This window comes from Spirabiliibacterium falconis (assembly GCF_014885015.1).
GTDB lineage: Bacteria > Pseudomonadota > Gammaproteobacteria > Enterobacterales > Pasteurellaceae > Spirabiliibacterium > Spirabiliibacterium falconis.
Window position 1 is genome coordinate 49,521 of record NZ_JABMIJ010000016.1, and the last position, 14,753, is coordinate 64,273.

The 14,753-nt window shown below is 45.3% G+C and carries 7 protein-coding genes; all 7 read left to right on the forward strand.

The features are described from left to right. Positions 1-43: 43 nt before the first annotated feature. Positions 44-1,198: a cell division protein FtsZ gene (gene ftsZ / locus HPC40_RS08225; protein WP_208119012.1), complete on the forward strand. Its 1,155-nt coding sequence runs from the start codon at positions 44-46 to the stop codon at positions 1,196-1,198. 39 nt (positions 1,199-1,237) lie between these two features. Then, complete coding sequence (gene lpxC / locus HPC40_RS08230; protein WP_208119013.1) at positions 1,238-2,155, forward strand: UDP-3-O-acyl-N-acetylglucosamine deacetylase; 918 nt, start codon at positions 1,238-1,240, stop codon at positions 2,153-2,155. Between the two features lie 58 nt (positions 2,156-2,213). Next, complete coding sequence (locus tag HPC40_RS08235) at positions 2,214-3,071, forward strand: phosphoribosylaminoimidazolesuccinocarboxamide synthase (protein ID WP_208119014.1); 858 nt, start codon at positions 2,214-2,216, stop codon at positions 3,069-3,071. A 106-nt stretch (positions 3,072-3,177) separates the two neighbouring features. Then, entirely contained in the window at positions 3,178-5,451 is a 2,274-nt protein-coding gene (gene arcB, locus HPC40_RS08240; RefSeq protein WP_208119015.1) for an aerobic respiration two-component sensor histidine kinase ArcB, read from the forward strand. 2 nt (positions 5,452-5,453) lie between these two features. Further along, positions 5,454-6,614, forward strand: coding sequence for a lipid-A-disaccharide synthase (gene lpxB, locus HPC40_RS08245; protein ID WP_208119016.1), 1,161 nt, complete (start codon positions 5,454-5,456; stop codon positions 6,612-6,614). Then, positions 6,601-7,212 carry a ribonuclease HII gene (gene rnhB / locus HPC40_RS08250; protein ID WP_208119017.1) on the forward strand — a complete coding sequence of 204 codons (612 nt, stop codon included), beginning with the start codon at positions 6,601-6,603 and terminating at the stop codon, positions 7,210-7,212. Before lpxB ends, rnhB begins: the two co-directional genes overlap by 14 nt. Before the next feature lie 317 nt (positions 7,213-7,529). Then, the coding region (locus tag HPC40_RS09470) for a YadA-like family protein (RefSeq protein WP_208119018.1) at positions 7,530-14,753 on the forward strand (7,224 nt) is incomplete at its 3' end.

The following is a 14,753-nucleotide window of genomic DNA, read 5'->3' on the forward strand; positions in this document are numbered from 1 at the left end:
CAATTAGCAGAAATTTAGTAAGCAAACATATTAGGGAGAATCTATGTTTGAGCCAATCGAGTTTGAAGATATTACCGATGCTGTCATTAAAGTCGTCGGTGTTGGCGGTGGTGGCGGTAATGCCGTAAACCACATGGTGCAAGAAGATATGCACGGTGTGGAGTTTTTTTCAATTAATACCGACGCTCAAGCATTGCGTAAAAGCCTTGTACAGCAAACGATTCAAATTGGTGGAACAACAACCAAAGGGCTAGGTGCAGGTGCTAACCCAAATGTAGGTCGTCAAGCAGCAGAAGATGATAAAGATGCCATTCGTAATTGCCTTGAAGGTGCAGATATGGTCTTTATCGCTGCTGGCATGGGCGGTGGCACGGGAACAGGTGCAGCACCTGTGGTTGCACAAATTGCAAAAGAGCTTGGCATTTTAACCGTTGCGGTGGTGACCAAACCATTTGGTTTTGAAGGCAAACGTCGTATGCATTTTGCGGAACAAGGTATTAAAGCACTTTCTCAGCATGTGGACTCACTAATTGTTATTCCTAATGATAAATTATTGAAGGTACTAGGCAAAAATATCTCCCTAATTAATGCCTTTGCCACCGCTAATGAGATTTTGCGGAATGCCGTGCGTGGTATTTCCGAACTAATTACCTCCCCAGGGTTGATCAATGTAGACTTTGCCGATGTGCGTACCGTGATGCAAGAAATGGGTAATGCCATGATGGGCACAGGTATTGGTCAAGGTGAAGCAGGCAGTGGGCGTGCTGATCAAGCGGCTCAAGAGGCTGTTGCTAGCCCATTATTAGAAGATATTGATCTTTCTGGTGCACGTGGCGTATTAGTGAATGTGACATCAGGTCCTGATTTAAGTTTAGATGAATTTTATACGATCGGGGATACTGTTCGTGCTTTTGCTGATCCTGAGGCGACTATCGTTGTGGGGTCAAGTTTAGTGCCTGAAATGGAAAACGAAATTCGGGTGACTATTGTCGCTACTGGTATAGGTGGTGTGCGTACAGCGGAAGAGGTTGTCGTTGTCAATAATACAGGTTTTGACGCGAGCAGTGGAAGTACGCCAGTGAGTGGGTTTTCAGGGCATCATAATAATAAAAGTGCGGTTGGTGCGGAAGTACCTGCGCCAAAAGAAGAAAAAGATCTCTTTGATGTGCCGTCTTTCTTAAGAAAGCAAGCAGATTAAAAATAATGACCGCACTTTTAAGTGCTAAGTGAAACGGTTATGTTAAAACAAAGAACGTTAAAACAGAGTATTAAAGTCACAGGTATCGGTTTGCACAGCGGCAAAAAAGTTACCCTAACGATGCGTCCTGCGCAAGAAAATACAGGGGTAATTTACTGCCGCACGGATCTTAATCCGCCAGTGAGTTTTGTTGCAAATGCGGATGCTATTCGTGATACGATGCTTTGCACTTGTTTGATTAATGATGATGGTGTGCGCGTTTCGACGGTGGAACACATCAACGCCGCACTTGCAGCACTTGGCATTGATAATATTATTATTGAAGTGGATGCACCTGAAATTCCGATTATGGATGGCAGTGCGGCACCATTTATCTACCTGTTGTTAGATGCTGGCATTGAAGAACAAAATGCAGCGAAAAAATTCCTACGTGTGACGAAAACAGTACGCGTAGAGGATGGTGACAAATGGGCTGAATTAAAACCGTATAGCGGTTTTCGCCTCAATTTCACCATTGATTTTAAACATCCTGCCATTGCAGAGAATGTAACCCATTATGCGTTAGAATTTTCAAGTCAAGCCTTTATTCAACAAATCAGTCGTGCTCGTACATTCGGGTTTATGAAAGATATTGAATATTTACAATCTCAAGGCTTAGCCTTAGGTGGCAGCCTTGACAATGCAATTGTGCTTGATGATTATCGCATCTTAAATGAAGACGGCTTGCGTTTTGAAGATGAACTTGTCCGTCATAAATTGCTTGATGCAGTAGGCGATCTCTACATGGCAAGTCATAATATTATTGGCGAATACAGTGCGTTTAAATCAGGGCATGGATTAAATAACAAATTGTTGCGAGCCTTGCTTGCCGACAGTCAAGCGTGGGAATTTGTAACCTTTGATGAAAAAACGCATATCCCTCAAGGCTATGTCGCCCCTGCACAAATTATGATTTAACAACATTAAGCCATATTTTCAAATATGGCTTTTTTATTGGCAAAAAAGAGTAAAGCAAATGGACATCAGTTTAACTAAAATTTATTCAGGCAAAGTGCGTGATCTCTATGCGATTGATGACAAGCGAATGTTAATGGTTGCAACAGACCGCCTAAGTGCATTTGATGTCATCTTAGATGATCCTATTCCGAAAAAAGGCGAGATTTTAACCCAAATCTCCAATTTCTGGTTTAAAAAATTGGCGCATATTATGCCCAACCATTTTACGGGTGAAACGGTATTTGATGTCTTACCCAAAGCTCAAGCGGACGTATTACAATATCGCGCAGTCGTCTGTAAACGCTTAGCACCAATTAAAATTGAATCGATTGTGCGTGGCTACCTTACTGGTAGTGGTTTGAAAGATTATCGTCAAACAGGCGAAATTTGTGGCATAAAACTGCCAGCAGGCTTGATGGAAGCCAGCAAATTGCCACAACCCATTTTCACGCCGTCGAGCAAGGCTGCGGTGGGGGATCATGATGAGAACATCACATTTGCGCAATGTGAACAGCTTATTGGCAAAGAACTTGCCGCTCAAGTGCGTGAAAAAGCGATTGCCCTTTATACTGCTGCGGCAGACTATGCGTTGAGTAAAGGCATTATTATTTGCGATACCAAATTTGAGTTTGGGCTGGATGAAAACGGCACATTGACCTTGATGGATGAAGTGCTAACGCCAGATTCTAGTCGTTTTTGGGCGATTGAGCATTATCAGGAAGGCACAAATCCGCCTTCATTTGATAAACAATTTGTCCGTGATTGGTTAGAACAAAGTGGTTGGAACAAACAACCTCCTGCACCAAAAGTGCCAGCTGACATTATTGAAAAAACAGTCGCAAAATACCGCGAAGCACTGGATATTCTCACCAAATAGCAGTTGACCGCACTTTGGGTTTTCAAAGTGCGGTTTATCGGGCAAAGGTTGCTTTATCTGTCGCCATTGCCTACAATCGGTGTAATGTCAATTACACATCATCCTCATGAAAAATGTAAAAACCTATCTGCAACACTATATCGATTGGATTATCCGTATCGGTAAAATTCGCTTTTCGATACTCGGTGTTATTTTTCTCGCGGGTTATGCCTTAATTATTCAAGCTATCACTACCTTGCTATTTACAGGGAACCTGTATTGGCAGGATATTATCCGCTCTGTAGTCTTTGGACTATGTTCGGCACCATTTGCAATTTATTTTTTCTCGGCAATCATTGAACGGCTTGAACTGGCTCGCCAAGACAGCGAAAAAACATTAATGCAATTACAAATTCTAAGAGCTCATGATAACCAGTTAAATCGTGAACTGAATGAAAAAAATCAGCAATTGAGTGAAGAAGTGCGTGAGCGTGAGCGAGTGCAATTCGAGCTTGAACGCAGTGCGCAGTTGTTACGTTCGTTTTTTGATGCTTCTCCCGATTTGGTGTTTTATCGTGGCGAAGATAACCGTTATCGAGGGGCAAATAAAGCGGTGGAGCGATTAACGGGAAAAACAGAGGCAGAGCTACGCCACCTTACCCCAATGGATATTTTTGATGCTGAAAACGGCGAACAGGCACGCATTAGTGATGTTGAAGTGCGGCGAAATATGCAAAAGGTGAGTTATGAGCAGCAGTTAACCTACCCTGATGGGCAGCAAGCGTGCTTTGAGATTGTTAAAGTGCCTTATTATGACAAAGCCAGCCAGCAATGTTTGGTGATCGGCTTTGGGCGTGATATTACCGAGCGGTTAAATTATCAGGCGATGATAGAAAAAAACAGCCGTGATAAAACGCAAATGATGACCACCATCAGCCATGAGTTAAAAACCCCTCTGAACGGCATTATTGGACTCAGTCGCATTCTGCTTGATGGGCATCTCACAGAACAGCAGCGTGATTATCTACAAACGATTAAGGTAAGTGCGGTTTCACTAGGGCATATTTTTAATGACCTTGTGGATTTAGAAAAAATCGAAACGCAACGAATAGAGCTTTATGAAAAACGTTGTGATTTCAATCAACTGCTAAATGATATTAACAACATTGCGTCCGTTATGGCAGCACAAAAACAGTTACAGTTCACACTTGAACTTGCACCGAATTTACCCGATTGGATTTTAGTAGATGCCATTCGATTAAACCAAATTTTGTGGAATGTGATCAATAATGCGGTGAAATTTACGCAAAAAGGGTGGGTAAAATTGCGTGTTTCTCAGCCTGACGATAACCGCCTAACGTTTGCGATTAGCGACAGTGGCATAGGCATTGCGAGTAGTGAATTGGATAATATTTTTGCAATGTATTACCAAGTGCGAGGCAATGATAATATGCGAGCCTTAGGCAGTGGCATCGGCTTGAATGTGGCAAAAACACTGGCGCAGTTAATGCAGGGCGATTTAACGGTTGAGAGTTCACTTGGCATCGGCACGACCTTTACGCTCACGATTCTTGCGCCTACGTTAATGCCTGATATGGATGAAACTCATTTGCCACAGATTGAAGCGTTACGCATTTTGTTGGTCGAAGATATTGAAGTGAATATCATTGTGGCGAAATCCATCCTTGAGAAAATGGGCTACCATGTCGATGTTGCGATGACAGGGGCGCAGGCATTAGAAAAATTTGAGCAAGACAGTTATGATCTCTTATTGCTTGATATTCAATTACCAGATATGAGCGGCTTTGATATTGCTCAAACTTTGCGACAACGTTATGAAAATGATGAAATTGATTATTTGCCACCACTGGTGGCTCTCACAGCAAATGTCATGGGCAATAAACAATATTATCTTGACCAAGGCATGGACGATGCTCTCGCTAAGCCCCTTTCGCTTGAGGCATTAAACACCACGTTGCATGCACTCTTTGATGGCATAGCCTCCCAAGCAACGGATACAACTAAAACACATTCACAAACAGAATTTGACCAACATTTATTACACCAATTATTAGAATTACTTGGTAAAACACAGGTATTAGAAAGTTTAAAGCTATTTGAGCGTAGTATGCCAAGCTATATTGATGAATTAAATGCCCATTATCGCCGTTATTTAACCGACAACACGCATAAAAGTGCGGTTGGCGACAGTGCACATAAAATCAAAGGTGCGGCTGCGTCCATTGGATTGGCACAACTGCGTGACGTGGCAGAGCTGGCACAACATTGTGAACGAGAACATTGGCACGAACACATCGCAGATTGGGTGCAACAAATGCAACACTGGCGTGCAGACCTAACTCGGCTATATGACTGGATCGAACAACAAGTAAAAGGATAATTATGAAACACGACAATACGTCGCCCTGTATAGCTATTGTGGCAGGGGAAGTGTCAGGCGACATTTTGGGCGCAGGGTTGATTCATGCCTTAAAACAGTATTACCCCAATGCCCGTTTTATAGGTGTGGCGGGCTCTCAAATGCAGCAGGCAGGTATGCAAACGTTATTTGATATGGAAGAACTTGCGGTCATGGGCTTGGTTGAAGTGCTAAAACATTTGCCTCGCCTACTAAAACGACGCAAAGAGCTGATCACCTATCTATTAGCGGAAAAACCCGATATTTTTATCGGTATTGACGCACCTGATTTCAATTTAACGGTAGAAAAGGTGCTGAAACAAAACGGCATTAAAACCATTCACTATGTTAGCCCCTCCGTGTGGGCATGGCGGCAAAATCGCATTCATAGCATAGCAAAAGCCACAAATTTGGTATTAGCTTTTTTGCCATTTGAAAAAGCCTTTTATGACCGCTTTAACGTGCCTTGCCGTTTTGTGGGGCATACCATGGCAGATGCTATTTCCCCCGATGTTGACCGCACTTTTATCGCACAAAAACTGGGGCTTAACCCTACTCAACGTTACATTGCCATATTGCCAGGCAGTCGCAGTGCAGAAGTGGCATTTCTCACACCGACGTTTTTGCACGCCGCCGAACAACTCAAGCAGCGTTTTCCTGATGTGCAATTTCTTGTGCCATTGATTAACGCTAAACGTCGTGTGCAGTTTGACGCGATTAAAGCACAGCTTGCACCGAATTTAGATCTCATCATGCTCGATGGCAATGCCCGTGCGGCAATGCAGTTAGCCAGTGCGACGATACTTGCATCAGGCACGGCAGCACTGGAATGTATGTTGTGTGGCTCGCCTATGGTGGTGTGTTACAAAATGAAACCGTTAACCTATTTCCTCGCAAAACGACTGGTGAAAACGCCGTATATTTCTTTACCTAATTTGCTGGCAAACGAACCGCTCGTGCCAGAACTGATTCAAGATGACTGCACTCCAGAGCGAATTACTCAAGAAATCGCCACCATGCTTGAGCATCAGGATATGGCGGAAAAACTCAAAGTGCGGTTCAAACAGCTACATCAATATATTCGCTGTAACGCTGATGAACAAGCCGCCCTCGCGGTGGTGGAGGTGCTCAATGGCACAATTTGAATACCCGAAAAATGTTGAGTTAATTGCGGGCGTTGACGAAGTGGGCAGAGGGCCGCTTGTTGGTGCGGTGGTTACCGCCGCCGTGATTTTAGACCCTTCTCGCCCGATTGCAGGGCTGGCGGATTCCAAAAAGCTCAGCGAGAAAAAACGCCTAATGCTGGCGGAGAGTATTAAAGAAAATGCACTGGCATGGGCGTTAGGGCGAGCCGAACCTGCCGAAATTGATCAACTCAATATTTTGCACGCAAGCCTATTGGCAATGCAGCGTGCAGTGGAAAATTTACCCATCCAACCGCACTTTGTCTTAATTGATGGCAACCGCATACCGCCCAATCTTGCTTTGCCAGCACAAGCGATCGTCAAAGGCGACAGCCTCGTGCCTGAAATTTCTGCTGCCTCGATTTTAGCCAAAGTGGCGCGGGATGCTGAAATGTTGGCTCTTCATCAACGTCATCCTGATTACGGCTTCGATCAACACAAAGGCTACCCAACCGCATTGCATCTTGCCAACATTCAGGCACTCGGTGTATTACCAGAACATCGGCGATCATTTACACCCGTGCGTAGGGTGCTTGAGCAAAGTAAAGTCAATTTTTAACTATTCATTAACGGCAAAGTGCGGTTCAGAGTCTTGTAAAAATGTCTTTGCTGACCATAATTTACAAAACAAACAAACAAACAAACAAACAAACAAACAAACAAACAAACAAACAAACAAACAGTAATTATTTTTATTTATCAAATAAAATAAATTAATAAAATCAACAGGGTTATAATTTCAAGCGTGAGTTGCAAGTGATATTTTAATTGGTGATTTTTGTAAATATTTTAGATTTTTAGTTTACGAATGCGACTTTTTTGTGCTAAGGTGTCGAAAGTTTTAGTCGTAACTAGCAGTAATAAATAGGAAAAAATATGAATAGCATTTTTAAAATCATTTGGAACCAAGCTACACAATCTTTTGTTGTGGTATCGGAGTTGGCTAAGGGACGCACTAAGTCCAGCACACGCTCACCACGTCGTATGTTAAAACTGACACGCATAGGTTCAGCTCTAAGCCTTATCTTAGGTTCAAGTGCGGTTATGGCCGCCTTACCAATTTCTGGTACAGGCACTACTTGTGTGGTTGAAGGTCTTACAGTAGCTTGTGCTGACGGTTCGCAAGCGGTTACCGAAGGCTCTATCGCTATTGGTGATAAAGCCATTGCAGGTATGGCGAGCATGGAAACATCTGATTCAGCCGACGTTACATTTTCTGGCAAAGAAGCCAAGGATATGAAAACCAACGATCCTGACTATCGCTACCGTGTAGGTAAACGCAACAACATCGCTGTTGGTTCTGGCGCAGAAGCTGTTGGTGGCCGTGTGATTTCAATTGGTCAAGGTGCAGGTGCGGGTATCACCAACAACTGGAATACCCACAACGTCAATATCGGCTCAGCGGCGGGTGTCCGCTCAATGGGTACGGACAATATTTTCTTGGGTCGTAACGCGGGTGGTATTGGTCTTCAAGACACGCAAGCTCCTAGTAGCAATCTCTTGCCAGACCAAAAAGGTTTGCAAGGCTTGGGTAATATTGTGATTGGTACTAATGCGGGTCAACGTGCAGGTACACGTGACAATCCAAATGGCTACAATGGCAACCCGATTGATAAATTTACAGGAGCAACTGGCGTTAGCGAAAATATCCTGATCGGTCGTGATGCAGGTAATAATATGTATAAAGGTACTAGCACTAATGTCTTTATTGGTGCGCAAGCAGGTGCTAATCACAAAACATTGGCTAAAGAATTTAGAGCAGGTTATCGCCGTGCAGATGGTAGCTTTGCCAGTCCTTACTCACCTTACGTTATCGGTTTGAACGTTGGTATCGGTGGGGTTGCTTTGACGGATAGTGAAGGTGAATTGAATACTGCCGCAGGTTGGAAAGCGGGTTGGCGATTAAGCGGTTCAAATAACACCGCCATGGGCTACCTTTCACAATATCAATTAAAAGGTGATGGCAATGCCGCCTTAGGTCCTTGGGCTGGTTCTAACGCAAATGGTGACAAAAACGTTGCTGTGGGTAGCGAAGCTGGCGTAGGTATTACCGCCGATCACACCGTTGCCGTAGGTGATACCGCCAAAGGCATGGCCGACCATTCAACAGCGATTAGCTCACTGTCTGTTGCACAAGGCGAAAGCTCAATTGCAATTGGTCGCAATTCTTATGTGGGCGACAAAGCTGCCTACCTTGCAGAAGCTGGCAAACTTAGCGCAGCTAATTCTGCATTTGACAAAGCAAATACCGCATTAACAAACGCAACACGTGATGAAAATTCAAAATCTTCTACGGTTACGCGTAAGGAAGGTGAATTAGAACGTGAAAAAACTGCGTTAGCAAATAATCAGAAAAAATTGGATGAAGAGAATGCTAAGCCGAAACCAAGTGACGCAGCAGTAAAACTTTGGACACAGCGTGTTTCGGATTCAACGGCAAAAATTGAAAAAATTACAGGCGAGCTAGAGAAAGCGAAGCAAGAGTTGACAGCTTCCCAGGCGAAGAAACAAGAAGCTCAAGCTGCATTTGACGAAAAACAAGCCAAGCAACAAGAAGTTCAGACGGCATACACCAAATTTATGGCAGATGCCGCAGGCAAATATGACAGTGCCATTGCGATGGGCAAAAATGCCAAAGCTGTGAATACGTCGGCCATTGCTATCGGCAAAGAGTCTGAAGCCACTGGCATGAATGCGATTGCGCAAGGTACTCAAGCCAACTCTGCGGGTATTGGCTCAATTGCCATCGGTAATGCAACCAAAGCCAAAAAAGATGCCTCAATCGCTGTGGGTACAAACGCTGAAGCGATTGGCAAGGCCAGCGTGGCAATTGGTGAACATTCTGTAGCAGGTCGCGAACCTGTCGATCCAAACAACACCATCAACCAAGTGTCAACTGCGGTAGGTCGCAAATCGAAAGCCACAGGTGGTTCTAGCTCGGCATTTGGTTCAGGCGCAGAAGCAACCGCACTTTATAGCGTGGCATTAGGTGCAGGCTCACAAGCTACAGGTGATGGTGCAATTGCGGCAGGTGTACAATCTGTTGCTAGTGGTGGACAGTCCATTGCGCAGGGTCGTTCAGCTCAAGCGAGTGCAATTCACGCCATTGCCATTGGTTCAGCTGCTCAAGCAAGTGGTGTTAGCTCAATCTCAATTGGTACCAGCAACGTGGTATCAGGCGACAACTCAGGTGCGATTGGTGATCCATCATTTATTTCAGGCACTGGCACTTACACCGTCGGTAACAACAACGGCACAGAAGATGCCAAAATCGCTGGCAACAATGCAGGCGCATTTGGTAACAACAACAAAGCCTTGGGCGACAACAGCCGCATCGTGGGTAACAGCAACACTGTTAACAACACCAACACCTTTGTGATGGGTAACAGTGTAGAAACAACCCAAGATAACAGCGTGGTATTGGGTAACGAATCTACCGACAAAGCAGCACAAGCGATTAACGACGCAACTGTTAACAACCTTACTTACGGCGGTTTCGCAGGCGTGGGGGCACCTGCTAATGGCGTGGTTTCTGTGGGTAAAGCAGGCGGCGAACGTCAAATTATCAATGTTGCAGCAGGTGAAATCTCTGCTACCTCAACCGATGCTATCAACGGTTCACAATTGTGGAATGTGTTGGATAAAGGCGGTATTACCTTTAAAAATACAGGTAGCCAAGGTGAGTCAGGTGGCGAGCAATCAAACTTTGTTAAATTTGGCGATACAGTAACATTGCAAGGTGATGGCGATGTGCAAGTGCTATTTGATAAAGATTCAAATACCTTCACGATTGCCAGCCATGTCGAACCAGGTTTGGGTAGCTTTAGTGTTGATGGCGATAACTCAAACGCATTGACGATTGATAGCGGAAATCAAACCTTGAATATCAAAGGTGATGATGACTTGATCGCAACTGAAGCTGACGGCAGCGATACAGTAAACATCAAAGCAACCGACAAGCTAAAAGAAGCAGTAGAGAAAGTTGCTGAGAATACACAAAATATCGAAGGTAATAAAACCAACATCACCAACAACACCAACGACATCACTGAGCTGAAAAAAGGCTGGAACGTAACTACCTCTGCTTCAGACGGCGAAGTAGCTGGCACGACTGAGCAAAACATTCAAGCAGGTGATACTGTAACCGTTGATGCAGGTAAAAACATCAAAGTTACCCAAGCTGGCGCGAAAATCACCGTTGCTACAAAAGACGACTTGGAAGTTACCTCTGTGACTGCAGGCGACACCAAGTTGACTGATAACGGCGTTGTGATTAACAACGGACCATCAATCACCAAAGATGGCATCAACGCAGGCGATAAGAAAATCACCAACGTTGCCCCAGGTGAAGCCGACACCGACGCAGTGAATGTTAGCCAATTGAAAGACGCAGTTAAAGACGCAAAAGGCAAACCAACATCAGTGAAAGCTGGCGACACCAACGTTAGCGTAACCAAATCAGCTGATAAAAATGCCGAAGGCGGTGATGAATATGTTGTATCAATGAACAAAGACATCACTATCGGCACACCTGCCCAAGACGGCAAAGACGGCGAAGCGGGTTCGATCGGCGTTGCAGGTAAAGACGGCAAAGACGGCGTAAGCATCAAAGGTGATGCAGGCGACGGCAAACCGGGTATTGGCATTGCTGGCAAAGACGGCAAAGATGGCGTAACCCTCACTGTTAAAGATGGCGAGCCAGGCGTTGACGGCAAAGACGGTGTTGATGGCAAAAAACCACGTCTAGAAGTGAATGGCGAAGAAGTGGCAACGCTTAACGACGGCATGAAATATGCTGGCGATTTGGGTGATGGTGCTGCTGTTAAGTTGAACAAAACCACTGAGTTGACAGGTAATATTGCAGACGGCAAAAAAGCAGATGATTTTGTTGATGGCAATATTGCGGTTGTTGCAGACCAAAATGGAGATGATGCGAAATTATCGTTGAAATTGGCAAAAGACCTGACTGGTTTAGACAGCGCAACCTTCGGCCCAGTAGATCCTGCAACAGGCAAGCCAACTGATCCTGCTAACACCATCGTGATTAGCAATACAGACGGCATCAACGCAGGTAACAAGCCAATCACCAACATCAACAACGGTCTGAACACCTACCCTGATTCAGATGCACCGAAAAATGGTTTGGTGAACTTGGATAATACGAATGTACCAAACAATTCTGCTGCAACTGTTGGCGATTTACGCAACATGGGCTGGATTGTGGGTGCACCAGGTAACAGCTACACCGATCAAGTGAAAAATGCCAACCAAGTGAACTTTGTGGGCGCTGGCGCTGCGAAAGTGACAGGCGAAACCAAAGACGGCATTCGTACCATCACTATTGATGTGAAAGCCCCTGAAGCGGGTGGCATGAACGGCTTTGATGTTACGGCGAATGATGGCGATGCAACCACCATCAACGAAGGCAATAAAGTCAACTTTGTTGATGGTAACAACACCACTGTGACCACTACACCAAAAGATGACAAATCTGGCGTGGATGTGAAAGTAGACTTGGCTGACAACATCACTGTGGGCAAAGACGGCAAAGATGGCGTTGACGGCTCAATTGGTGCGACAGGCAAAGATGGTGCAAGTGCGGTTCTAAACGGTAAAGACGGCACTATCGGCTTGACAGGTCCGAAAGGCGCAGACGGCAAAGATGGCGCGTCAGCAAAAATCGGTGTGAAAGACGGTGCGAAAGGTCTTGACGGCAACGACGGTAAAGACGGCGAAAGCAAAACTCGCATTGTTTACGAAAAACCAGATGGCAGCCAAGAAGAAGTAGCGACACTCAACGATGGCTTAAAATTTGAAGGTAACCAAGGCGGTACGCTTGATAAAAAACTCAACGAAACCGTTACCATCAAAGGCGAACTTGCCAATGATAAAGATGCTACTGCGGCCAACACGCGCGTGGACGTAGAAGATGGCAACTTAGTGGTGAAATTGGCCAAAGACATTACTGATGTGAGCAGCGTAACCTTCGGTGATAAAGATGCTGATCCTAAAGCCAAAGATGTTGTATCAATTGGCAAAGATGGCTTGAACAACGGTGGAAACCAAATCACCAACGTAGCCAGCGGTGGCGACATCAATGACCCTGATAACGCAACCAATGCAGCGAATATCGGCGACTTGAAAAAAGCCGCAGATGCAGCGAAAACGACTGTAAGCTCTGATGATTCAACCGTGAAAGTGGTGAAAACCACCAATAAAGACACGGGTGCAGATAATTATGACTTGTCTGTTAATAATCAAGGTGTGGTTGAAAACGCACAATTGCCAGTAGTGTACACTGATGCTAAGGGTAATAAAGTCTATAAACAAGACAATGGCTCTTTCAATACCAAACCAGATGGAACAGGTACTAAAGTCGAAAAAGGTGATGTCATTGCCTCCATGAACAATGGCAGCAACGCTACTGCACCGACACAATTGGCGAATGTGGGTTCGGCTATCGATGGCAAAGACGGCAAAGACTTTGCTGAGAAACTCGACAATGCCGCCAAAGACCCGATTGGTCAAAACAGTGCAGTGAATGTGTCTGACCTGAAAAACACAGCAGATGCCTTGACTAACAAAGGCTTCGGCTTGACCGACGACAACGGCAACGCAGTGAAAAAACCACTGGGCGACACCCTCAAAGTGAACGGCACAGATGGCATCACCGTAACGGCGAATAAGGATTCAGACGGCCTTAACATCGGCTTGGGCAACGACATTACTATCGGCAAAGACGGTAAAGACGGCTCAATCGGCGTGAATGGTGCTGACGGCAAACCAGCGGTTGCCATCAACGGCAAAGACGGTGGTTCTGTTGTAGTGGGCGGCAAAGATGGCGTACCAGGTAAAGACGGTACACCAGGTGTTGCGCTTAACGGCAAAGATGGCTCAATTGGCGTGGCAGGTAAAGACGGTGCGAATGCTGACATCACCACTAACAAAGGTCCTGCTTTCTTAGGCGGCAAAGGTGATGATGGCAAAGACGGCAAAGACGGCAAAGACGGCACTCGCCTCACTTACCAGCCAAAAGACAAAGACGGCAACCCAGTGGGCAAGCCTAAACAAGTCGCCACTATGGATGATGGTCTGAGCTTTGCTGGCGACAAAGGTGACGTGATTAACAAAAAACTTAACGAACAATTGGATATTAAAGGCAACGCTGATAAGAATGCGGCTGTGACTGATAAAAATATCCGTGTTGACAGTGAAAACGGTGCGTTGATTGTTAAGATGGCGAAAATGCTGCAAGACTTGGAAGGTGCTGAATTTAAAGATGAAAATGGCAATACTGTGGTGGTAAAAAACGGCGGTATTGTAATCAAAGCCGAAAATGCGCCTAAAGAGAAAACCGTTAGCTTAACTAAAGATGGCTTAAACAACGGTGGCAATAAAATCACCAATGTGGCACGTGGTACGGATAAAACTGACGCGGTGAACGTTGAGCAACTTGAAGAAGTGAAAACTCAAGCGGGTTCTGGCGGATTCAATGTTGCAGCTAACGGTGAAGGTGCGAAGAAAATCAGCAATGGTGACACTGTTGACTTCATTAATGGTAGCAACACGGTAGTGAGCAAAGTGGATACGCCAAAAGGCACCAAAGTGAAAGTTGATCTAGCGAAAGACTTGAAAGGCTTGAACAGCGTTGAGTTGAAAGACCAAGCTGGCAACACCACCAACGTAACGGGTAATGGTGTGACCATCACTGGCACCAACGCAGCGGGCAAACCAAGTAACGTGAGCTTGACTGCTAACGGCCTTGACAACGGCGGCAACCGCATCACTAACGTTGCACCTGGTGTAAACGGCACAGATGCTGTGAATGTGAATCAGTTGAATGCTGTTGGCAACCGTATCGGTGATGTTGACCGCAAAGCACGCGGTGGTATTGCAGGTTCAACTGCAATGGCTAACTTACCGCAAGCCTACATTCCAGGTCACTCAATGGTGGCTGTAGCAGCAGGCACACACCGTGGTGCAAATGCCGTAGCAGTGGGGGTTTCTCGTATCTCCGATAGCGGGCATGTGATCATTAAACTTAGCGGTTCAACCGATTCTAAAGGTGGAACAAATGCAGGTGTTGGCGTAGGCTATCAA

Coding starts and splice junctions, on each gene's coding strand:
- arcB (WP_208119015.1), top strand. CDS start 3,178: ATGAAAAATGTAAAAACCTATCTGCAACACTATATCGATTGGATTATC.
- rnhB (WP_208119017.1), top strand. CDS start 6,601: ATGGCACAATTTGAATACCCGAAAAATGTTGAGTTAATTGCGGGCGTT.
- lpxC (WP_208119013.1), top strand. CDS start 1,238: ATGTTAAAACAAAGAACGTTAAAACAGAGTATTAAAGTCACAGGTATC.
- HPC40_RS08235 (WP_208119014.1), top strand. CDS start 2,214: ATGGACATCAGTTTAACTAAAATTTATTCAGGCAAAGTGCGTGATCTC.
- lpxB (WP_208119016.1), top strand. CDS start 5,454: ATGAAACACGACAATACGTCGCCCTGTATAGCTATTGTGGCAGGGGAA.
- ftsZ (WP_208119012.1), top strand. CDS start 44: ATGTTTGAGCCAATCGAGTTTGAAGATATTACCGATGCTGTCATTAAA.